The organism is Amycolatopsis sp. NPDC004378, assembly GCF_053602455.1.
This window is the reverse complement of the sequence record NZ_JBSGDR010000009.1, coordinates 301609-324523: the sequence shown is the minus strand read 5'-3', so window position 1 is coordinate 324523 and position 22915 is coordinate 301609. Positions and strand designations below refer to the sequence as shown.

Here is a 22915-nt window from a genome sequence, read left to right as displayed (position 1 = left end):
CAAATATTAATTTTTTTTTTTGGTTTTTTTTGTTTTTCTGTGTTTTCTAGTGATCTTTGTTGTTTCCGGGGGTGTCGGATCCGCCCTGAACACTCACGACCAGCCGCGGCGGACCCGCTCAGCCGGAGTCGCGCTTGCCCATCAGGGAGAACGCCACCACCAGGGCCACCGCGACCCACGTCAGCAGCGTGCCGCCGCCGGTGAGCGGGCCGAGGTAGGTCGCCGAGTCCGTCTTGAGCTGGGCCGTGCTCAGCTGCTCCGCCGCCGACGCCGGGAAGTACGCGAGGATGTCGCGCTGGACCCACGCCGGCAGGAACGCGCCCAGGATCGCCGGGGCGAAGATGAAGCCGATCGCCGTCGCGATGGCGCCCGCCGCGCTGCGGAACATCACGCCGAACGCCAGCGCCAGCAACGCGAACGCGGCCATCTCCGCGCCCCAGCCGAGCAGGCTGCGCAGCACGCCCGGGCCGCCGAGGCCGAGCGTCGGGATGTCCGGGTTGATGCCGAGGACGAGCTGGCCGATGAAGAACGCCGCCGCCGCGAACACCGTGCCGAGCACGAAGGACAGCAGCCCGACGACCACGGCCTTCGAGATGAGGACCCGGCCGCGGTGCGGGGTGATGGCCAGGGTCAGGCGCATCATCCCGGTCGAGTACTCGCCGGACACGGCGAGCGCGCCGAGCACCGACAGCAGGATCAGGCCGAGGTTCATCCCGACCATGCTGGTGCCGGCCGCGTCGAAGTCGATGCGCTGCTCGCCGGGCAGGTTCTTGTAGTCCTGTTCGGTCAGGAAGCTGAACAGCACGGAGAACCCGACGCTGACCACCGCCGCGGCGATGACGACGAGCCAGGTCGACCGGACCGACCGGAGCTTGGTCCACTCCGCGGTGAGCGTGTTCGTGATGCCGGGCGAGGTCTTCGCCGCCGGCAGGGCAGCCGTTGCCGTCGTCACGTCACTCACTCCCTTCCGCCGCGAGCGCGCGGGCCGTCTCGAGAACCTTGTGCTCCTCCGGCGGCGCGCCGTTGTGGGAGCGGTACTGCACGCTGTCCTTGGTGAGGTCCATGAACGCGGCCTCGAGGCTCGCGCGGACCGGCGTCAGCTCGTGCAACCCGAGCCGGCGTTCCAGGGCCAGGTCACCGATCTCCGGCGCGTCCATGCCGACGACGTTGAGCGAACCGTCGTCCAGCTTGGTCACCTTGCCGCCCGCGCGCTCGAGCGCTTCGGCGAGCTCGGCGGCCTGCGGCGAGACCACGTGGACGTGGCTGCGCGCGCTGCGCTGGGTGAAGTCGGTGATCGGCATGTCGGCGATCAGCTCGCCGCGGCCGATCACGATGACGTGCGCGGCGGTCTCTTCCATCTCGTTCATCAGGTGGCTGGACACGAAGACCGTCCGCCCTTCGGCGGCGAGGTCCTGCATCAGCGTCCTGATCCAGAAGATGCCTTCCGGGTCGAGGCCGTTGACCGGCTCGTCGAACAGCAGCGTCGGCGGGTCGCCCAGCAGGGCCGTGGCGATGCCGAGCCGCTGGTACATGCCGAGGGAGAAGTTCCCCACCTTCTTGCCCGCGACGTCGGTGAGGCCGACGGTGTCGAGCACCTCGTCGACGCGTTTGCGGGGGATGCCGCCGGCCTGCGCCACCCACTGCAGGTGCCGGTACGCCGTGCGGGATCCCTGGACGGCCTTCGCGTCGAGCAGCGCACCCACCTCGCGCATCGGCGCGGGCAGGTCGCGGTAAGCCTTGCCGTTGACCGTGACCGAGCCACCGCTCGGGGTGTCCAGGCCGAGGATCATCCGCATGGTGGTCGACTTGCCGGCCCCGTTCGGGCCCAGGAAACCGGTCACGACGCCAGGCTTGATGTCGAAGGACAAGCCGTGGACGGCGGTCGTGTCCCCGTATCGCTTCGTCAGATCTCGTGCTGTGATCAAGCGCTTGCTCCGTATTCGATCCTGGATATCGCTGTACCTGACTACCAGTCAACCGGCTGTTCCCCCGGCCGGGCTACTGCAGAAGGTCGCTTGTCACCGCAACCAAAGTTGCAACCCCCCGTACCAGCGTGATCGTCCCAGCACCGGGAGCGACCCGCAACCCGGGCAACGTCAACTTTCGATGGTCGGAAGACGACTTTCGAGGACTCACAACGCTGTGCGGCGTGTGCTTGAATCGATCACAAGAGATTTCGTCGACCCTCGTTCCAAAGGAGTTTCAAATGGCGAAAGACCAAGGTGGACGGCCGTTCGTTTCCCTCGTCATGGGATTGATTCTCGTCGCGGGCGGGATCGCGATCATCATCAACGCGGGCCAGCACACGATCGGCGTGGTCGGCGGCGGCGTGACGATAGTGGTGGGACTGCTGTTCTTCGTCCGCAGCGCGACGGCGCGCCGCACGACGGCCCAGGGGAGGCGCCGCTTCTTCATCTCCTGAAAAACGACCGCGGCGGAACTCGGCGGCCGTCCTGGTGTCCTTTGTCGGGGAAGGACACCGGGGCGGCCGCTTCCGTTCGTCCGCGCTTTCCTATTCTTCGGCTCCCAGCGCCAGCCGCACGAGGTCGTCGACGGCCATGTCGCCGAAGTCGTCCTCTTCCGGGTCCGGCACCTCGCGGCCGCTCAGTTTCAGCAGTGCCTCCAGCAACCCCGCTTCCCGGAACCGCGCCACCGGAATCGACGCCAGCGCCGCCCGGATCTCGTGCTCTTCCGCGTCCGCACCGGACTCCGGGAACAGTTCCTCGCCCAGGTACCCGGCCAGCGCCGCCGGGGTCGGGTAGTCGAAGATCAGCGTCGCCGGCAGGCGGACGCCGCTCGCGGTGCTCAGCCGGTTGCGCAGCTCGACCGCGGTCAGCGAGTCGAAGCCCAGCTCCTTGAACACCCGCGCCGGGTCCACGCTTTCCGGGCCGTAGCCCAGCACCGCGCCCACCTGCGCGCACACCAGCTCCAGCAGCGCCTCCCGCCGGTGCTCGCCGGACGCGGCCGCGAGCCGCTCCCGCAGGTCCGCCGGCGCCGCGGCCGCCGCCCGGCGCCGGACCGTGGTCCGGACCACTCCGCGCAGCTGGTCCGGAACCTCGCTCATCGCCCGCACGTCGACCAGCATCGGCACGAGCACCGCGTCCGGCGCGCCCAGGCCCGCGTCGAACAACGCCAAGCCCTGCTCGACGGGGAGTGGCGGCAGCCCGGACCGCGACATGCGCCGCACGTCGGCGTCGGTCAGCCCGGCCGTCATGCCGCCGGCCGGCAGCCACGGCCCCCACGCCAGCGCCAGCGCCGGCAGGCCCGCCGAGCGACGCCGGCGGGCGAGCCCGTCGAGGAAGGCGTTCGCGGCCGCGTAGTTCGCCTGCCCGGGTGCGCCGAGCACGCCCGCCGCCGACGAGAACAGCACGAACGCCGACAGGTCCAGGTCCCGCGTCAGCGCGTCCAGGTGGGCCGCGGCGGACGCCTTGGGCCGCAGCACGGCGTCCAGCCGGTCCGGGGTGAGCGAGCCGACGAGCCCGTCGTCGAGCACCCCGGCCGCGTGCACCACGGCGGTCAGCGGGTGGTCCGCCGGGACGTCGGCGAGCACCCGCGCCAGCGCGTCCCGGTCGGCCGCGTCGCAGGCGGCGAACGAAGTTTCGGCGCCCAGGGCGGAAAGCTCGGCCCGCAGCTCCTCGGCGCCCGAAGCGGCCGGACCACGCCGCGAAGCCAGCAGCAGGTGCCGGACGCCGGAGGACGCCAGGTGCCGGGCCAGCAGCCGGCCCAGACCGCCGGTGCCGCCGGTGATCAGCACGGTGCCGTCGGGATCGAGCGGCGCGGGCACGGTGAGCACGACCTTGCCGACGTGCTTCGCCTGGCTCACGTGCCGGAACGCCGCCGGCGCGTGCCGGACGTCCCACGCGGTGACCGGCAGCGGCGTCAGCACCCCGGCTTCGAACCACCCCAGCAGCCGGTCGAACAGCTCGCGGATCCGGTCGTACCCGGCTTCGACGAGGTCGAACGCCTGGTACCGGACGCCCGGGTGATCGGCCGCGACGCGCTCGGGATCGCGCACGTCGGTCTTGCCCATCTCCAGGAACCGGCCGCCGCGGGGCAGCAGCCGCAGGGACGCGTCGACGAAGTCGCCGGCGAGCGAGTCGAGCACGACGTCGACGCCGCGCCCGTCCGTCGCCGCCCGGAACTCGTGCTCGAAGTCGAGGGTCCGCGAGGACGCGATGTGGTCGTCCGTCAAGCCCGACTCCCGCAGCGTGTCCCACTTCCCGGTGCTCGCGGTGCCGTACACCTCGGCGCCGAGCTGACGCGCGAGTTGCACCGCGGCCATGCCGACACCGCCCGCCGCCGCGTGCACCAGGACGGTTTCGCCGGGACGCAGATCACCGAGGTCGGTCAGGGCGTAGAGCGCGGTCAGGAACACGACCGGCACCGAAGCGCCCTGGGCGAACGACATCCCGGCGGGCAACCGGCAGAGCAGGCGTTCGTCGACCTCCGCCACCGGCCCGAACGCGCCGCCGAACATGCCCATGACGCGGTCGCCGGGCGCGAAGCGCGTGACATCCTCGCCGACCGCCGTGACCACCCCGGCGCCCTCCAGCCCCGGCGAGGTGGCCGGGCCCGGGTACATGCCGAGGGTGTTGAGCACGTCCCGGAAGTTGACCCCGGCCGCGCGCACGGCGATCCGGACCGCGCCCGGCGCCACCGGCCCGGCGAACTCCGGGCAGGCCACCACGGTCAGCCCGTCGAGGGTGCCGCGCTCGGCGATGTCGAGCCGCCAGTCGCCCGCGGGCACGGTCAGCGCGTCCGTTTCCTTGGCCAGCCGCGCGACCCGGACCGTGCCGCCGCGGACGGCGACCTGGTTCTCCCCCGTCGCCACCGCGTCGGCGACGTCGAGGGAGCCGTCGGAATCCACCAGCACGAACCGGCCCGGGTGTTCCGACTGCGCCGAGCGCACCAGGCCCCAGACCGCGGCGAGCGCCGGATCCCCCGGCCCGTCGCCGTCCTCGGCGACGACCGCGCCGGAGGTCAGCAGCACGAGCTTGGCCGGGCGGTCTTCGGCGAGCCAGGACTGGATCAAGGTGAGCGCGGCCCGCGTCGCTTCCCGCACCGGCCGGGTCTCGAAGGGAACCACCTCGACGTCGGGCAGGCCGACCGGGTCGCCGTCGTACGCGGGCCAGGTCAGCCGGTACAGCGCGTCCGGCCGGGCGGTGAGCTGGTCGGGCGAGAACTCCCGCAGGGCCAGGGATTCCACGGTCGCGACGGCTCGCCCGGCGGAGTCGGCGACGGTGATCGCGAGGGACTCGGCACCGGTGCGGGTGAGCCGCACCCGCAGCGCACGCGCGCCCTCCGCGTGCAAGGACACCCCGCGCCAGGAGAACGGCAGGCGCCCGTTCGGGGCCGGGGGGAAGGGCAGGAACGCGGCCGCGTGCAGGACGGCGTCGAGCAGCGCCGGGTGCAGCCCGAACGCCCCGTCCGCGGTGTCCTCGGGCAGCTCGACCTCGGCGTAGACGTCCTCGCCGTGCCGCCACGCCCGCCGCAGGCCCCGGAAGACGGGCCCGTAGCCGAAGCCGCTGTCCGCGAGCCGCTCGTTGAGCCCGCCCGTCTCGAGGGTTTTCGCGCCGGCAGGCGGCCAGGCGGCGAGGTCGGCGCCGCGTACCGGGACCGCCGGGGTCAGCACGCCGCTCGCGTGCAACGTCCACGGGGTGTCGGCAGCCGCGTCTTCCGGGCGCGAGTGGATGGTCAGTGCGCGGGCCCCGGACTCGTCCGGCGCGCCGGTCAGCACCTGGAGCCGGACGCCGCCGGACGCGGGCAGCACCAGTGGCGCGCCGAGCGTCAGCTCCTCGACCTGGGCGCAGCCGGCGCGGTCGCCCGCGTCGACGGCCAGGTCGACGAACGCCGTGCCGGGGAAGAGCACCGAGCCGCCGATGGCGTGGTCGGCGAGCCACGGGTGCGTGCGCAGGGAGATCCGGCCGGTGCCGAGGACACCCGCGTCCCCGGCCAGTTCGGCGGTGGCGCCGAGGAACGGGTGCGGGCTGGCCGCCAGCCCGGCGGTCGCGACGTCGCCCGCGCGGCCCGCGGCCGTGCCGGGCCAGAACCGGCGGCGCTGGAACGCGTAGGTCGGCAACTCCGCCCGTGCACCCGGCGGGATCAGCTTCGCCCAGTCCGGGGAGAAACCGTGCACGTGCGCTTCGGCCACCGCGGTCAGCACGGCCTCGACGGCCGGCCGCGTGCGCCGCTGGGTCGCGGTCACGAACACCGCGTCTTCGACGCATTCGGGGACCATCGCCGAGAGCACCGCGTCCGGCCCGACCTCGACGAACCGCGTGACCCCCCGGGAGGCCAGCCAGCCGACGCCGTCGGCGAACCGGACCTCGTCCCGCACGTGCCGGACCCAGTGCTCGGGCGAGCGCAGTTCGGCGGCGGTGGCGAGCCGGCCGGTGCGGTTCGAGACCACGCCCAGCACCGGGTCCGCGGTGGACAGTCCGGCGGCGATCTCCCGGAACGGCGCGAGCATCGGGTCCATCAGCGGGGAGTGGAACGCGTGGCTGGTGCGCAGCCGCTTGGTTTCCCGGCCCAGCCGGGTGAAGTGCGCGGCGATGCCGAGGACGTCGTCCTCCACTCCGGACACCACGACCGACGCCGGGCCGTTGACGGCGGCGATCCCCGCCGACGCGGTGAGCAGCGGGCGGACTTCTTCTTCCGTCGCGCGCAGGGCCACCATCGCACCCGACGCGGGCAGCGCCTGCATGAGCCGGCCACGCGCGGCGACCAGCGTGCAGGCGTCCTCGAGCGTCAGCACCCCCGCGACGTGGGCCGCCGCCAGCTCGCCGATCGAGTGGCCCAGGACGAAGTCCGGGGTCAGGCCCCACGACTCCAGCAGGCGGAACAACGCGACCTCGACCGCGAACAGCGCGGGCTGCGTGAACCGCGTCCGGTCCAGCTGCTCGCCGCCCTCGGCGATGACGTCGCGCAGCGGGACGTCCAGTTCGGCGTCGAAGAGCGCGCAGGCCGCGTCGAAGGTCTCGGCGAACACCGGGAACTCCTCGCGCAGCGCGAGTCCCATGCCCGCGCGTTGCGCGCCCTGACCGGTGAACAGGAACGCCGTGCGACCCTCGCCGGTGACGCGGCCGCGCACGACGCCGGGGCCTTCGCCACCCTCGGCCAGCAGGCGCAGGTTCCGCAGCGCGGTGTCCCGGTCGGGCGCGAGCACGACGGCCCGGTGGTCGAACACCGTCCGGGCGGCCAGCGCGGCACCGATGCCGTCGAGACCGGCCGAAGCCACCGGAACCACTGCCGCGGCCTGAGCGGCCAGGGCCGCCTCGGTGTGGCCGGACAACGGCCACAGCACGGACTTCGACGGCTCCACAGTGGACTCGGCGGCGGGCGCCTCTTCCAGCACGGCGTGCGCGTTGGTGCCGCTGAAGCCGAACGCGGACACGGCGGCCCGGCGCGGCCGGTCCGCGGCCGGCCAGGCGACCGGCTCGGTCAGCAGCCGGACCTGCCCGGCGGCCCAGTCGACGCGCTCCGAGGGGACGTCGGCGTGCAGGGTCCGCGGCAGCACCTCGTGGTTCAGCGCCAGGACCATCTTGAGCACGCCGGCGACCCCGGCGGCGGCCTGGGTGTGGCCGAGGTTCGACTTGACCGCGCCGAGCCACAGTGGACGTTCGCGGTCCTGCCCGTAGGTGGCGAGCAGCGCCTGGGCTTCGATCGGGTCGCCGAGCCGGGTGCCGGTGCCGTGTGCCTCCACGGCGTCCACATCGGACGGTTCGAGCCCGGCGTCGGCCAGCGCGGCCCGGATGACGCGTTGCTGTGACGGGCCGTTGGGCGCGGTGAGGCCGTTGCTCGCCCCGTCCTGGTTCACCGCCGAGCCGCGCAGCACCGCCAGCACCCGGCGGCCGTTGCGCCGGGCGTCGGAAAGCCGTTCCAGCAGCAGGATCCCGGCGCCCTCGGACCAGCCGGTCCCGTCGGCGGCCTCGCCGAACGCCTTGCAGCGGCCGTCTTCGGCCAGCCCGCGCTGCCGGCTGAACTCGACGAACCCGGCGGGGCTGGCCATCACCGTGACACCGCCGGCCAGCGCCAGCGAGCACTCACCGGACCGCAGCGACTGCGCCGCGAGGTGCAGCGCGACCAGCGAAGACGAGCACGCCGTGTCGACGGTGACGGCCGGGCCTTCGAGCCCGAAGGTGTAGGAGACGCGGCCGGACAGCACGCTGGCCGCGTTGCCGGTGCCGAGGTGCCCGGCGACGTCGTCGGGCGAATCTCGCAACAGCGTCGAGTAGTCCTGGCCGTTGGTCCCGGCGAACACGCCGGTGCGGCTGCCGCGCAGCACCGACGGGTCGATCCCGGCGCGTTCGAACGCCTCCCAGGCGGTCTCCAGCAACAGCCGCTGCTGCGGGTCCATGGCGACGGCTTCCCGCGGCGACACCTCGAAGAACTCCGGGTCGAACCCGGCCGCGTCGTCGAGGAAACCGCCTTCCCGCGTGTAGCAGGTGCCGGGGTGGTCGGGGTCCGGGTGGTAGAGCGTGTCCAGGTCCCAGCCGCGGTCGGCGGGGAACGGCGCGATGACGTCCCGGCCGGTCTCGAGGAGCTCCCACAGCTGCTCGGGCGTGCTGACGCCGCCGGGGAACCGGCAGCTCATCGCGACGATCGCGATCGGCTCGTCGGCGGCCCGGGCCGCCGGCTCGGCGGGTCCGCGGTCGGCGGCGCCCAGGAGGTGTTCGGCGAGCGCGCGCGGTGTCGGGTGATCGAAGATCAGCGTCGACGGCAGGGCCAGGCCGGTCTCGCGGGCGAGGGCGTTGCGCAGCTCGACCGCGGTCAGCGAGTCGAACCCGAAGTCGGCGAAGGGCCGGTCCGCACGCACGCTCGCCGTCGAGGCGTGGCCGAGGACCGCGGCCACCTGGGCCCGGACCAGCTCGAGCGCGTCGGCGGGGACGCCGGACGAGGTGGCCGCCTCCCCGGTGAGACCGCTCAGCAGCGGCCGCGTGGCGTCGAGGTCGTCGGCGGCGAGATCGATCGGCACGACCAGGGCTTCGGGACCGGCCAACGCGCGGTCGAACAGGCGCAACGCGTCCCGGACCGGCAGCGGCCGGACACCGCCGTGGCGCATGCGGGCGACGTCCGCATCGGTCAGCTGCCCGGTCATCCCGCCGTCCGGGACCCACGGGCCCCAGGCCAGCGACACCGCGGGCAGCCCGTTCGCCCGCCGGTGCGCGGCGAGTGCGTCGAGAAAGGTGTTGCCCGCCGCGTAGTTGCCCTGCCCGGCGCCGCCGAGGACCCCGGCGGCCGAGGAGAACAGGACGAAGGCGGACAGGCCGTCGGTGAGTTCGTGCAGGTGCCAGGCCGCGTCGAGCTTGGGCCGCAGGACGGCGTCGAGCCGCTCGGGGGTGAGCGCGGCGACCACGCCGTCGTCGAGCACGCCGGCCGCGTGCACCACCGCGGTGAGCGGGCCGATCTCGCCGAGCAGGGCGGCCAGGGCGTCCCGGTCGGTGACGTCACAGGCGGCGAGCACGACCTCGGCCCCCTCCGCGGCCAGCTCGGCCTCGAGTTCCCGCGCGCCCGGCGCCTCCGGACCGCGCCGGCTCACGAGGACGAGCCGCCGCACGTCGTGCGCGCGGACCAGGTGCCGGGCCAGCTCGCCGCCGAGCGAACCGGCCCCGCCGGTGATGAGGACGGTCCCTTCCAGACGGACACCGCGTTCGTCAGAAGTGGACTCGACGAGCCGCGGCACGGTGACTTCGCCTCGGACGTAGGTGGCTTCCGGCTCCTCGACGACGAACGCGGCGGGAAGTTCGTCGGCGTCGGCCAGGACGAACCGGCCGGGGTGCTCGGCCTGCGCGGAGCGGACCAGGCCGCGCACCGCGGCACCGGCGAGGCCCCGGGTGACGAAGACCAGCTTGGACTGCGCGTAGCGGTCGTCGCTCAGCCACTTCCGCAGCAGCGCCAGGACTTCCCGGGCCTGGGCGTGGGCCGCCTCGACGACGTCGCCTTCGGCCTCGCACCGGAAGAACACGACCGGGGGGACGTCCCCGGCCAGGTCGTGCCAGTCGACGGCCGGGCTGGTGGCGGTCGCCGGGACCCGCTCGACGCGGTACAGCGCGCCGGACGGGGTGACCGCGCGCTGCCCGTCGAGCCAGTAGCGCTCGCGCTGGAAGGCGTAGGTCGGCAGGTCCACGACCCGCGCGCCCCGGCCGGCGAACACGGCCGCCCAGTCCGGGCCGAACCCGGCGACGTGCAGCCGCCCGACGGCTTCGGTGAAGGTGCGCACCTCGTCCCGGTCCCTGCGCAGGACGGGCACCACCAGCGCGTCCGGCACGCAGTCCCCGGCCATCGCGGCGGCCGCGCCGCCGGGCCCGGGCGTGACGAAGCGCGTCACCCGGTGCTCGGCGAGCCAGCGCATGCCGTCGTGGAAGCGGACGGTGGCCCGGATGTGCCCGGCCCAGTACTCCGCCGAGGCGACGTCCGAAGGCTCACCGGTCACATTGGACACCACGGGAATCTTAGGCGCCGCATAGGAAATCGTCTCGGCGACCGCGCGGAACGCGTCCAGGATCGAGTCCATGTGCGCCGAGTGGAAGGCATGGCTGACCCGCAGCCGCTTCGCTCCGGCGAACTGCGCGGCAACCTCGTCGACGGCGTCGACGTCCCCGGAGACGACCACCGCCTTCGGTCCGTTGATCGCGGCGATGCCCACGCCCTCGCGCAGCCGCGACCGGACCTCGTCCTCGGTGGCGGGCACGGAAGCCATCGCCCCTTCGGCGGACACGGACTGCATGAGCCGCGCCCGCGCGGCGACCAGGCGGCACGCGTCTTCCACCGAGAACACCCCGGCGACGTGCGCCGCGGCCAGCTCGCCGATCGAGTGACCCAGGACGAAGTCCGGGGTCAGGCCCCAGGATTCCAGGAGCCGGTAGAGCGCGACCTCCACGGCGAACAACGCGGGCTGCGTCACTTCGGTGCGGTCCAGGTCGCCGCCGTCGAAGACCAGCTCGCGCAGTCCGGCGAAGGCCGCGCAGATCTCGTCGAAGGCTTGCGCGAACACGGGGAACGCCGCGTACAACCCGCGTCCCATGCCCGGCTGCTGCGCGCCCTGACCCGCGAAGACGTACGCCGTCTTGCCCGGGACGGTTTCACCGGCGGACGTCAGCTCGGTGAGCCCGTCCCGCAGTTCCTCGGCCGTCTCCGCGACGACGACCGCGCGATGGTCGAACGCGGCCCGCGTGGTGGCCAGCGAAAACGCCAGGTCGACCGGTCGGTGTCCATCCACATGCGACAGAAGCCGGGCAGCCTGCTCCCGCAACGCCTCGGGACTCTTCGCCGACAGGACCACCGGAACCAGGCCAGGAGAGCCGGCGTCTTCGACGACCCCTTCGAGTTCGGGTGCCTGCTCGATGATCGTGTGGGCGTTCGTTCCGCTGACGCCGAACGACGAGACCCCGGCCCGGCGCGGCCGCTCGCCCGCGGGCCAGGCGACGGCCTCCTGCAGCAGCTCGACTTCCCCGGCGTCCCAGTCCACTTTGGACGTGGGCTCGGCGGCGTGCAGGGTGCGCGGCAGCAGTTCGTTGCGCAGCGCCATCACCATCTTGATCACCCCGCCGACTCCGGCCGCCGCCTGCGTGTGGCCGATGTTCGACTTCGCGGAGCCCAGCCACAGCGGCGCCCGTCCCGCGCGTTCACGGCCGTAGGTCGCCAGCAGCGCCTGCACTTCGATCGGGTCGCCGAGGGTGGTCCCGGTGCCGTGCCCTTCGACGACGTCGATGTCCGAAGAGGACAGTCCGGCGTCGGCGAGCGCGGCCCGGATGACCCGCTGCTGCGAAGGCCCGTTCGGCGCGGTGAGCCCGCTGCTCGCGCCGTCGGAGTTGACGGCCGAGCCCCGCACCACGGCGAGCACCGGATGCCCGTTGCGCCGCGCGTCGGAAAGCCGTTCCAGCAGGAGGAACCCGGCACCCTCGCCCCAGCCCGTCCCGTCGGCGGCATCGGCGTACGAGCGGCACCGGCCGTCCGGCGAGAGGCCGCGCTGCCGGCTGAACCCGATGAACGTCACCGGCGTCGACATCACCGCGACCCCGCCGGCCAGCGCGAGCGAGCAGTCGCCGCGCCGCAGGGCCTGCGCGGCCCAGTGCAGGGCGACCAGCGATGACGAGCAGGCGGTGTCGACGGTGACGGCCGGGCCCTCCAGCCCGAAGGTGTAGGCCACCCGGCCGGACGCGATGCTGGCCGCGCTTCCGTTGCCCACATAGCCTTCGAGGCTCGCGGGCAGGTCGGTCAGGCGCGTGGCGTAGTCGTTGTACATCACCCCGGCGAACACGCCGGTGCTGCTGCCGCGCAGCGTCGCCGGGTCGATCCCGCCGCGCTCGAACGCCTCCCAGGCCGTTTCGAGCAGCAGCCGCTGCTGCGGGTCGATCGTCTGCGCTTCACGCGGGGAGATCCCGAAGAACTCGGGATCGAACCGGTCGGCGTCGTGCAGGAAACCACCGTGGCGCGTATAGCACTTCCCGGCCCGCTCGGGGTCGGGGTCGTAGAGCGCGTCGAGGTCCCAGCCGCGGTTGACGGGAAACCCCGAGATCGCGTCGCGGCCCGAGGCCACGAGGTCCCAGAGGTCCTCCGGCGAGCGGACGCCGCCGGGGTAGCGGCAGCTCATCGCCACGATGGCGATCGGCTCGTGCTCGCGGTCCTCCGCGTCGCGCAGCCGCTCGCGTGTCCGGTACAGGTCCGCGGTGACCTTCTTGAGGTACCCGCGCAGCTTGTCGTCGTCGCTCATGCCCGTTCTCCGTCGGTGGAACGCACGGCTTGTTCGAGGACGTCCGCCGCCCGCCTGGCGCCCCCGGACGTCTCGATCGCGGCCCGCATCCGCGCGACCTCGGCCGCCACGGCCCGGTCGGCGGCCACGGCCAGGACGGCGTCGCGCACGTCGTCCCCGGTCACGTCTTCGAGCAACGCGCGGCCCAGGCCCAGGCGTTCGACCTGCTGGGCCGTCACCCGCGCCTCGGGCCGCTGCGGCACGGCGACCACCGGGACGCCGTGGCCGAACGCGTCCATCAGCGACCCCGTCCCCGCCTGGCAGACGACGACGTCGGTGTGCGGCAGGACCGCGCGGTGGTCGAGCCAGGAGTGCAGCTCGACGTTGTCCGGCATGGCCGCCGCGACGTCGTCGCCGACGTGCCCGGCGGTGGTCATCACGACGCGCCAGCCGGTGCCCGCGAAGGCCTGGCCGCAGGCGGTGAAGAAGCCGGGGTTGCTGTTGGACGACGTGCCCAGTGACACCAGCACGACCGGGTCCGTCGCGGGCGGGGCCCAGCCGCCGCGCACCGGGCCGCCGTCGCCGCCGGTCGGGCCGACGAACACGAACTCCTCGCCGAAGCACTCGGCGCGCGGCTGGAAGGCGCGGGGCACGAACACGAGGTTCGCGACCACCGCACCGCCCCGGGCGGAGTCCTGCGGACTGTCCAAACCGAACTCCGCGAGCCGCGCTTTCACCCGTTCACCGCAGGCGGCCAGCACGGGGTGCGCGGGGTCGAGCGGCTCGGCAAGCTCGGTTTCACTGCCGTTGAGCGGAACTTCGTCGTTGCCGCCGAACCCGGCGAACAGGCGGACGACGCCGCAGCCGGCGCGGCGCGCGACGAACCCGCCGACGTCGGTGCTCAGCACGTCCTCGACGACGAGGTCGACCGGGTGGTCCGCGAACGCCCGCCACGCGGTGGCCAGCGGCGCGAACGCTTCGTCGAGGTAGTGCGCGAGGACGGTCGCCAGGTCGTCGGCGGTGTGGACGTCCGGCATCGACTCGGGGAAGTCCGAGTGGTAGGTGAACACGTTCGCGCCGGTTTCGCGGACCACACCGGCGAACCGTTCGGCGACCACGTAGGACACTTCGTGCCCGCGCGCGAGCAGCTCGCGGACCACCGGCAGCGTCGGCCGGATGTGCCCGAAGCCCGGAAAACCGAAAAAGGCGACATGCCTGGCGGAGACGTCCACGCCGGTCACCCTAGGTCGGCCGGGGCCCGCTCCCCGGGCGCGCACAGGGAATCCAATGAATCAACTAGTGTCCCCGCGGAGCCGCCGGAAAGACCAGCATTCCTCCTAGTTTCTCCTCGCTACAACTGAGGACATCCCGTCCGCCGGCAACGCGAGGTGAATCGATGGACCGTCACACCGGCACCGGCTTGCTCCGCAAACCGGACGTGACGCTGCCCCACCGGCTGGCGAAGTCGGCGGCCGCCATCGACGGCGTCGCGACCCCGAACGCGCACCTGGCCGAGTGGATCGCCGAGCGCAACCTCGCCCACCACCACGAGGTGCGGCGCATCGAGTTCGGCGAGCTGCGCCAGTGGGGCTTCGACGCCGGGAGCGGGAACCTGCGCCACGAAAGCGGCCGCTTCTTCGGCGTCGAGGGGCTGGCGGTCGACACCGACCACGGCCCGGTCACGCACTGGTCCCAGCCGATCATCAACCAGCCGGAGATCGGCATCCTCGGCATCCTCGTCAAGGAGATCGACGGCGTCCTGCACTGCCTGATGCAGGCGAAGTCCGAACCGGGCAACGTCAACGGCGTCCAGGTTTCGCCGACCGTCCAGGCGACGAAGAGCAACTACACGCGCGTCCACGGCGGCCGGCCGGTCCCCTACCTCGAACACTTCCGCGACCCCGACCCGGAAACCGTGCTCGCCGACGTCCTGCAGTCCGAGCAGGGCTCCTGGTTCTACCGCAAGCGCAACCGGAACATGATCGTCGAAGCCCCGGAGTACGCCGTGGACGGCGAACTGCCCGACGACTTCCGGTGGCTCACCCTCGGCCAGCTGCACGAGCTGCTCAAGCAGGACAACCTCGTCAACATGGACGCCCGCACGGTGCTGTCCTGCATGCCCGCCGGGATCGAGGGGCACGAGGGCGACGCCGTGAGCGAGCTCGCCGCTTCGGTGGCGCGGTCGTCGGCCCAGCACACCGGCAGCCTGCACACCCGCACCGAGGTGCTCAGCTGGATCACCTCGCGGCAGGCGCAGCACGTCGTGCGCACCAGCCCGCTCCCGCTGCGCGACGTCGCGAACTGGGTCCGGACGCCGTCCGCGATCTCGCACGAGCTCGGCCTGTTCTTCAGCATCATCGCCGTCGACATCGCCACCAACGGGCGCGAAGTCGCGCAGTGGACCCAGCCGCTGGTCCGCCCGCACGGCGCGGGCGTGGTCGCGCTGCTGGTCAAGCGCGTCGACGGCGTGCTGCACGCGTTGCTCAACGCGCGGGTCGAGCCCGGCTACCTCGACGTCGTGGAGCTCGCGCCGACCGTCCAGTGCACCCCGGACAACTACGTGTTCACCGCACCACCGGACCGGCCGCCGTTCCTCGACATGGTGCTCGCCAGGAGCGAGGACCAAGTCCTCTTCTCCGCCCAGCTCTCCGAAGAGGGCGGGCGCTTCCACCACGCCTACAGCGACTACCAGATCATCGAGGTGCCCGCGGACTTCCCGGACGCCGGGCTGCCCGACTTCCGCTGGCTCACCCTCGCCCAGCTCAACGAGCTGCTGCGGCACAGCCACTACGTCAACGTGCAGGCCCGGAGCCTGATCGCGTGCCTGCGGGGCCTGCGGTGACCGGGGCGATCCGGCTCGGCGCGCTCGGCTGTTCGTCGATCGCCGCGCGGCGCACGCTGCCCGCCCTGGCCGGGGTGGCCGAGCTCGAACTGACCGAGGTCGCGGCGCGCTCGCCGGAGAAGGCGAAGGAGTTCGCCCGGCGTTTCGGCGTCACCGCCTCGACCTACGACGAGCTGCTGGACAGCTCCGACGTCGACGCCGTGTACATCTCGCTGCCGACCGCGCTGCACCACGAGTGGACCCGAAAAGCCCTGCTGGCCGGGAAACACGTGCTGTGCGAGAAGCCGCTCACGCTGAACCGGCAGCAGGCCGAGGACCTGGCCGGGCTGGCCACGAAGCAGGACCTGGTGCTGCGCGAGAACTTCACGTTCGTGCACCACCCGCAGCACACGCGGGTGCGCGAGCTCGTCGAGGGCGGCCGGCTCGGTGAGCTGCGGACGTTCACCGCGGCGTTCGGCATCCCGCCGCTGCCCGGCGACGACATCCGCTACCAGCCGTCGCTCGGCGGCGGGGCCCTGCTCGACGTCGGCGTCTACCCGCTGCGGGCCGCGCTCTTCCTGCTGGGCCCCGGGCTCCGGGTCACCGGCGCCACCCTGCGCTTCGACGAGACCGGCGTGGACGTCGCCGGGCACGCCCTGCTCACTTCCCCGACCGGCGTGACCGCGTCCGTGGAATTCGGGTTCGAGCACAGCTACCGCTCGCGCTACGACCTGTGGGGCAGCACCGCCGCGCTTTCGCTCGACCGCGCGTTCACCCCGCCGCCGGGGCGGCAACCCGTGCTGCGCATCGAAGAACAGGACCACGTCGAGGAGCTCTGGCTGCCCCCGGCGCACCAGTTCGAGCTGTCGGTGCGCTCGTTCGCCCGCGCCGCGCTGGCCGGGCGTGACGAGGGTGAAGCGGCGTGGCTGACCTCGTCCGCCGAAACCGCGCGCCTCGCCGACGACGTGCGCGCGAGCGCCACCGAGGCGGTGACCCCCTGATGGAGATCATCGGCAACGGCTTCATCGCGCGCCACACCCGGCGCTTCTTCGGCGACCGGCACCCGGACGTCACGCTCATCGCGGCGGGCGTGTCGACGGTGCTCGTCAACGACGTGTCGGCGTTCCAGCGCGAGGCGACGCTGGTCTACGACGTGATCCACCGCTGCCGCGCGGCCGGGCGCACCGTGATCTTCCTGTCCACGGCGTCGACCGGCATGTACGGCGCCGACCAGTCGATGGGCAGCGAGGCCGGCGCGGTCTTCCCGCTCACCCCGTACGGCAGGCACAAGCTCTGCCTCGAACGCGTCTGCGCGCTCTCCGGCGCGCGGTGGCTGGTGCTGCGGCTGTCGCACATCGTCGGGCCGGGCCAGCAGCCGCACCAGCTGCTGCCGTCGCTGACCCGTCAACTGCTCTCCGGCTCGGTCACCCTGCACTCGGGGGTGTCCCGCGACCTGCTCGACGTCGGCGACATGCTGGGGATGCTCGACTCGCTGCTCACCCAGGGCGTGCGGGACGAGGTGGTCAACGTGGCCAGCGGGCGCTCCGAGACCATCGAGCGCATCGTCGACGAGCTGGAGCGGCGCCTCGGCACCCGCGCCGAGCGCAAGCTGGTCGAAACCCCGGCCAAGCGCGGCGAGGTCCGGATCGACAAGCTGCGCGGCCTGGTCCCCGGGTTCGACGAGTTCGGCATCGGTCCCGGCTACCTGAAGTCGCTGCTGGACCGCAACATCGACGAGCTGACCGAGAACGCCCGGCGGCACCTCGAGGCCGAGCCCGCCGTCGGCCGGTTCTAGCCACCCGGCTCCCGTCCTTTTCGGACCACTGGTGGCGGTACGACGTCCGGCGCACCGTACTGGGGGCTGGGTGGCCGGACGTCGTACCTCGCAGGCGGGAGGGGGGAGTTCTCCCGCCGGGTCTTCGGGAGCGGTTCCGCGCGGTGGGGTGCTCGCCCGCGGTGGGTCGCGAGTTCGCTCATCGATTTCCCCCTCCGTCGCGGGCGGACCGCCCGCGCGGTGCTCCGGATATGAGCTAACCGGGAACGGCACCGGCCGGGCTAGGGGAAAAGGTCGCTGACGCCGACAACCTAAGTTGATCGTCTTGGTGTTCTCTCAGCACGAATGGAGTAAGAACACCGGGAAAATCGCGGGAATCACCATTCTTTTCGTTTTTCGGCTGTGGTAAGCACCGGTTCGAGAAGCCGCCGCGGCGTGTTGATCGCCGCCGACACCGCGTCGGGTTCGCCGGGCGCCGGCTCGAAGCCCGGGCCCGGCTCGATCCGGATCTCGGGCACCGGGACCACCGCGCCGCAGTCGCGGCACCGGCCGTCCGGATCCAGCAGGCCGCCGTCCCGGTCGTGCCGGACCGTGCGCTTCTCGCCGGCCGGCGAGTAGAACGCGTCGCCCCAGCCCATCAGCGCGCGCACGACCGGCCACAGCGCGAGGCCCTTGTCGGTCAGCCGGTATTCGCCGTCCGCGTGGACCAGGACGCCTTCCCGCACGAGGGACTTCAGCCGGCTGGTGAGGACCGCGCGCGGGATCCCGAGCTGGGCGGCGAAGTCCCCGAACCGCCGCACGCCGAAGAACGCGTCGCGGACGATCAGGAGCGTCCACCGCTCGCCGACGACCTCCAGCGCCCGCGCCAGCGAGCAGTTGCGGTCGGAGTAGGTGCTCGGAAGGGCCATGTCCCCAGCGTACGCCCTCGCAGTTCGTTCACTGAACTGCGTCGTGCTACGGTGACCTGGTTCAGTGAATGAACTCCACGGGAGGATGCGATGTACCTCGTCACCGGCGCGGCCGGCAAGACCGGGCGCGCGACGATCGACCTGCTGCTCGCCGGCGGCCACCAGGTCCGGGCCATGGTCCGCCGGGACGACGAACGCTCGCGCGCACTCGCCGCGGCGGGCGCCGAGGTGGTCCAAGCGGACTTCCTGGACCTCGACGGCGTCACGGCCGCCCTGCGCGGGATCAGCGGCGCCTATTTCTGCTACCCGATCCGCGAAGGCCTGCTCGAAGCGACCGCCGTCTTCGCCCAGGCGGCCACGGAAACCGGCGTCCGATCGGTCGTCGGCATGTCGCAGATCTCCGCCCGCCGCGACGCGCGCAGCAACGCGGCCCGGCAGCACTGGCTCGCCGAACGCCTGCTGGACCGGACCCCGCTGCTCACCACCCACCTCCGGCCGACGTTCTTCGCCGAGTGGCTGCCGACGTGGTGGGAACTGCGGGCCGGCGAAGGCCGCCTGCGTCTCCCGTTCGGCGACGGCCGGCACGCCCCGATCGCCGCGGCCGACCAGGCCCGCGTGATCGCCGCGGTCCTGACCGACCCCGAGCCGCACGACCGCGCCGCGTACTCCCTGCACGGCCCGGTCGAGCTCGACCACCACGAGATCGCCCGCGCCATGGCCGCCGCCCTCGGCCTCCCGGTGCGCTACGAGCCGATCAGCGTCGAGGAGTTCACCACGGCGATGACGGAACGCGGGTTTCCCGCGCACCTGGTGCAGCACCTGGGCCACGTCGCGATCGACTACCGCAACGGCGTGTTCGCGGGCACCAACGACGTCGTCGAGCGGATCGGCGGCCGGGCCCCGCAGTCGGTCGAGCAGTTCGTCCTGGCCCACAAGGCCGCCTTCGCCGGCAGCGGCCCCTACTTCGTCCCCTGAGGAGCACCATGTCGTCCATCCTGATCACCGGTGCCTCCCGGGGCATCGGCCGCGCCATCGCGCTCGAACTGACGCGCCGCGGGCACCGGGTGATCGCCACCGCCCGCCGGCCGGAGGCGCTCGCCGACCTCCCCGTCGCGGCGCGCCTGCGCCTCGACGTCACCGACCAGGACAGCGTCGACCAGGCGCTGCGCGAGGCCGGCGTCGTCGACGTCCTGGTGAGCAACGCCGGCGAGACCGTCCGGTCGCCACTGGAAAGCGTTCCGCTCGCCGAAGTCGAGCGGCTGTTCCGGCTCAACACCCTGGGCGCGCTGCGGGTCGCCCAAGGCGTGCTGCCGGCGATGCGCGAACGCGGGACGGGTCACCTCGTCTTCGTCTCGAGCGTCCAGGGCCGGCTGGTGCTGCCGGTCATCGGCCCGTACGGCGCCAGCAAGTGGGCGCTGGAGGCGATCGCGGAGACGCTCGCGCTGGAGACGGGTCACTTCGGCGTCAAGGTGAGCATCGTCCAGCCGGGCGCGGTCTCCTCGGGCGGCGCCGAGCGCGCGAAGGTGTTCGTCGCGGAAGAGGACCCCTATGCGGCGCTCTACAAGGCACTTCCGGCCCTTCGCGGCGAAGCGGTGACGCCGGAGGAAGTGGCCGTCGCGGTCGCCTCCACGATCGAGCAGACGACTCCTCCGCTGCGGGTGCCGGTCGGCGCCCCGGCCGGGAAAGCCTTGCGGGCGCGCAAAGAAGCACCGGAGGACCGGCCGTTCCTGCCCGTGGAGATCGACTGGTAGCCCGCAAGATACTTGAACGGGCAACTAGACGGGAGTACTAGTGGTGTCAGGACCGGCACGGTCCGTTCACTCTTCAGGGGAGAATTCATGAAGTTGGGGTTCAGCCTTCCGGTGTTCGGCAAGGCGGCGGCCACGCCGGGCGGGATCGCCCGGTACGCGCGCGAAGCCGAACAGGCGGGGGCGGCCAGCCTGTGGGTCGGTGACCGGTTGCTGTCGCCGGTCGCGCCGGTGGTGCCCTACCCGGGCTACGACACCATGCCCGAGGAGTTCCACACGGCGCAGGACCCGTTCACCGCACTGGCCGTCGCGGCCGCGGTGACCGAGACGGCGATCCTCGGGTCCAGCACGATCAACGCGACCCAGTACCAGCCCGCGAACTTCGCGCGGCTGCTGACCAGCATCGACGTGGCGAGCAACGGCCGGCTGCTGCCGGGCCTGGGCATCGGCTGGTCGCCCGACGAGTACGCGGCCGTCGGCATCCCGATGTCCGAGCGCGGCAAGCGGCTCGACGACCTGCTCGACCTGCTCGAGACCTGGTGGACCGAGGAGACGGTGACGCACGAGGGCGTCGGCTACACGATCGCGGAGTCGCACGTCGACCTGAAGCCGGTCCGCAAGCCGCCGGTGCACCTGGCCGGCTTCGGCGAGAAGTCCCTGCGCCGCGTCGCCGAGCGCGCCGACGGCTGGCTGCCGGTCTGGTCGGTGCCCGAGCAGTTCCCGGCGGACGTCCTGACGTCCACGGTGGCCAAGCTCCGCGCCGACGCCGAAAAGGCCGGCCGCGACCCGCAGGCGCTCGGCCTGGCGCTGCGGGTGAACGCCGCGCCGGAAACGGAACCGGAGCTGATCGCCGAGTCCGTGACGAAGATCGTCTCGGTGCTGGAGCCGGACCACACGTTCGTCGACCTGACCTACCTGACGAGCACCGTGGAGGAGCACCTCGACCTCACGGGCCGCTTGCTGGAGCTGACCGCGAAGGGCTGACCGCAGGCCCCTCCGGCCGTGCTTGCGGCCGGAGGGGTCATCCCGCCGGCGCTCGCGAGTTCGCGGAGGCGACGTCGCGCGTCAGCGGTGGGTGACCGTCACCCGGCGGATCACGACCTGGCCGAAGTTGCCCTCGTCGCAGGGCGAGCTGGTGCCGCAGTTGGCCTGGGTGTAGGCCCCGGCCTTGAAGTAGGCCCCGGAGAACTTCTTCGCGATCGTCGCCTTCAGCTCGCCGTTGTAGTACGCCTGGATCTTCCCGCCGCTCACCACGAACTTGGCCTCGAACGTCGTGCCGAGGACGTAGCCGGACGTGATGAGCTGGTAGTGGCTGTCGTCGCCGTTGGTGACGTAGAGATCGCCGCCTTCGAGGCGGAACACCGCGACGTCGTCGTCGGCGTCGTGGATCTGCCCGGCCACGACGTACGGCCGGCCGGCGGGCAGGTTCGTGACCGCCTCGGAGATCGTCATCGTGTGCGTGCCCGACGTCGACGACCACGACGCGTCTTCGCGGCCGTTGCCCGTCATCTCGCGCAGCTCGGAACGCGGGTTCTTCGAGCCGCTCGTCGTCACGCCGTCGACCGCGGCCCGGAACTGCACGCCGTCGCACCCGGCGGTGGGCACGAACCACGGCGACTTGACGTAGGTGGCCAGCGCGGGCTGCCGGATCTCGGCCGGGTTGCCGGCCGACCCGATCGGCAGCGTCTCCTTCCAGTTCGCCAGGTCGAGGACCTGCGCGGGGTACTGGCACGACGCCGCGGCGGCCGTACCGCCGGACACCCCCGCGAGGCTCGCCCCGGCGACGCAGCACCCCACCAGAACCGCACGGACCCTCATCGGACCCCCACTCGGTGCATCGATTTACCAAGTTGATCGACGAACACGCTAGGTCGGTACATCAAAAACATCAAGAGCAGCACTTTTGCCGGTACACCGATACACTCACGCCGTGGTGACGATCTACCAGGTGGCCGAAGCGGCCGGGGTCTCGCCGAGCACGGTGTCCAACTACCTGAACGGCCGCACGAGCCGCATGCAGGCGGGCACCCGGACCCGGATCGAGCACGCGATCTCCCGGCTGGGGTACCGGCCGAACCAGGCGGCCCGACAGCTGCGCACCGGCCGCGCCCGCGTCGTCGGCTTGGTCGTGCCGTCGGTGGCGAACCCGTTCTGGGGCACCTTCGCCCGGCACCTGGAAGGCGCCGCACTGGCCGAGGGCTACCACGTCCTGCTGTGCAACAGCGAGCGCGAGCCCGAGCGCGAACGCGGTTACCTCGAAGAGCTGTGGGACGACGGCGTCCGGGGCGTCGTCCTCTGCTCCGCGCTCCCTTCCCTGGCCCACGTGACGTCGCTGGTCGAGCGCGGCATGCGGCTGGTGGCGTTCGACCGCACCGCCCAGCCCGACGACCCGCCGGGGCTGGTGAACGTCGCGGTGGACAACGCGGTGGGCAGCGGGCTGGCCACGCGGCACCTGATCGACCTGGGCCACCGCCGGCTGGCGTTCGTCTCCGGCTCGCTGGCCAGCGTCAACCGGACCGAACGGCTGCGCGGGTTCCGCGGCGCGCTCGCCGCCGCCGGACTGTCCACTTCGGACTGCCCGGTGGCGGACGACCGCGCCTACGGGGACGTTGACATGGCGGGGGTGGGCCGCGCGGCCGTCACCGGGCTCCTCGCCGAACCCGCCCCGCCGACGGCGGTCGTCGCGATCAACGACCTCTGCGCCCTCGGCGTCTGCGCGGGCCTCCGCGACGCCGGCCTCCGGGTCGGCGCGGACGTCTCGGTCACGGGCTTCGACGACATCATGCTGGCCGACCTGGCCGCACCCCCGCTGACGACCGTCCGCCAGCCGGTCGCCCGGATGGCCGCGGCGGCGTTCGCCCACCTCCGCGACCGCATCGACGGCAGGACGCCGGAAGCGGGCGAATCCCTGCTCTTCCGCCCCGAACTCGTCGTCCGCGACTCGACCGCCCCGCCCCGCTGAAAGGACCGTCC

Annotated in this window: 13 protein-coding genes and 1 pseudogene; 8 read left to right on the top strand and 6 right to left on the bottom strand. The window is 72.6% G+C overall.

Annotated features, from left to right (window positions below):
- Nucleotides 1-118: 118 nt before the first annotated feature.
- Both ACWEN0_RS26855 and ACWEN0_RS26850 read right to left on the bottom strand, forming a co-directional pair.
- Complete coding sequence (locus ACWEN0_RS26855) at nt 119-952, bottom strand: ABC transporter permease (protein ID WP_451979010.1); 834 nt, start codon at nt 950-952, stop codon at nt 119-121.
- 1 nt (nt 953) lies between these two features.
- On the bottom strand, nt 954-1925 hold the full coding sequence (locus ACWEN0_RS26850) for an ABC transporter ATP-binding protein (protein WP_451979007.1): 972 nt from the start codon (nt 1923-1925) through the stop codon (nt 954-956).
- A gap of 281 nt (nt 1926-2206) precedes the next feature.
- Here ACWEN0_RS26850 and ACWEN0_RS26845 point away from each other — a divergent pair, with 281 nt between their 5' ends.
- The gene (locus ACWEN0_RS26845) at nt 2207-2422 is read left to right on the top strand and encodes a hypothetical protein (protein WP_451979004.1); all 216 of its coding nucleotides are present in this window, start codon (nt 2207-2209) and stop codon (nt 2420-2422) included.
- Nucleotides 2423-2512: 90 nt separating this feature from the next.
- Here the strand turns inward: ACWEN0_RS26845 and ACWEN0_RS26840 are convergent.
- Together ACWEN0_RS26840 and ACWEN0_RS26835 are read right to left on the bottom strand one after the other, a co-directional pair.
- Nucleotides 2513-12700 (bottom strand): annotated as a pseudogene (locus tag ACWEN0_RS26840) (SDR family NAD(P)-dependent oxidoreductase); the annotation flags it as partial.
- A gap of 8 nt (nt 12701-12708) precedes the next feature.
- Nucleotides 12709-13923 carry a macrolide family glycosyltransferase gene (locus tag ACWEN0_RS26835; RefSeq protein WP_451979001.1) on the bottom strand — a complete coding sequence of 405 codons (1215 nt, stop codon included), beginning with the start codon at nt 13921-13923 and terminating at the stop codon, nt 12709-12711.
- 164 nt (nt 13924-14087) lie between these two features.
- Between ACWEN0_RS26835 and ACWEN0_RS26830 the strand changes: the two genes are divergently transcribed.
- Genes ACWEN0_RS26830 through ACWEN0_RS26820 form a run of 3 tightly spaced genes read left to right on the top strand, consistent with a single transcriptional unit; the run spans nt 14088 to nt 17307 of the window.
- Nucleotides 14088-15533 carry an NDP-hexose 2,3-dehydratase family protein gene (locus ACWEN0_RS26830; RefSeq protein ID WP_451978998.1) on the top strand — a complete coding sequence of 482 codons (1446 nt, stop codon included), beginning with the start codon at nt 14088-14090 and terminating at the stop codon, nt 15531-15533.
- Nucleotides 15512-16513 (top strand): Gfo/Idh/MocA family protein, encoded by a 1002-nt coding sequence (locus tag ACWEN0_RS26825; protein ID WP_451978995.1) that lies wholly within the window; start codon nt 15512-15514, stop codon nt 16511-16513. Before ACWEN0_RS26830 ends, ACWEN0_RS26825 begins: the two co-directional genes overlap by 22 nt.
- Complete coding sequence (locus tag ACWEN0_RS26820) at nt 16513-17307, top strand: NAD-dependent epimerase/dehydratase family protein (protein ID WP_451978992.1); 795 nt, start codon at nt 16513-16515, stop codon at nt 17305-17307. Before ACWEN0_RS26825 ends, ACWEN0_RS26820 begins: the two co-directional genes overlap by 1 nt.
- A gap of 356 nt (nt 17308-17663) precedes the next feature.
- Here ACWEN0_RS26820 and ACWEN0_RS26815 read toward each other — a convergent pair whose 3' ends face one another.
- A complete protein-coding gene (locus ACWEN0_RS26815) occupies nt 17664-18194 on the bottom strand; it encodes a winged helix-turn-helix transcriptional regulator (RefSeq protein WP_451978989.1) in 531 nt (176 codons plus the stop codon).
- A gap of 90 nt (nt 18195-18284) precedes the next feature.
- On the opposite strand from ACWEN0_RS26815, the gene ACWEN0_RS26810 reads away from it, so the two are divergent.
- The 3 genes from ACWEN0_RS26810 (at nt 18285) to ACWEN0_RS26800 (ending at nt 20926) form a co-directional block, all read left to right on the top strand.
- A complete protein-coding gene (locus tag ACWEN0_RS26810; protein ID WP_451978986.1) occupies nt 18285-19169 on the top strand; it encodes an NAD(P)H-binding protein in 885 nt (294 codons plus the stop codon).
- Between the two features lie 8 nt (nt 19170-19177).
- Nucleotides 19178-19945: an SDR family oxidoreductase gene (locus ACWEN0_RS26805; RefSeq protein WP_451978983.1), complete on the top strand. Its 768-nt coding sequence runs from the start codon at nt 19178-19180 to the stop codon at nt 19943-19945.
- Between the two features lie 87 nt (nt 19946-20032).
- Entirely contained in the window at nt 20033-20926 is an 894-nt protein-coding gene (locus ACWEN0_RS26800) for a TIGR03619 family F420-dependent LLM class oxidoreductase (RefSeq protein ID WP_451978980.1), read from the top strand.
- Between the two features lie 81 nt (nt 20927-21007).
- Here the strand turns inward: ACWEN0_RS26800 and ACWEN0_RS26795 are convergent, their stop codons facing one another.
- Nucleotides 21008-21760, bottom strand: coding sequence for a polysaccharide lyase family 7 protein (locus ACWEN0_RS26795; protein WP_451978977.1), 753 nt, complete (start codon nt 21758-21760; stop codon nt 21008-21010).
- A gap of 112 nt (nt 21761-21872) precedes the next feature.
- Here ACWEN0_RS26795 and ACWEN0_RS26790 point away from each other — a divergent pair, with 112 nt between their 5' ends.
- On the top strand, nt 21873-22904 hold the full coding sequence (locus tag ACWEN0_RS26790) for a LacI family DNA-binding transcriptional regulator (protein ID WP_451978974.1): 1032 nt from the start codon (nt 21873-21875) through the stop codon (nt 22902-22904).
- Nucleotides 22905-22915 lie beyond the last annotated feature (11 nt).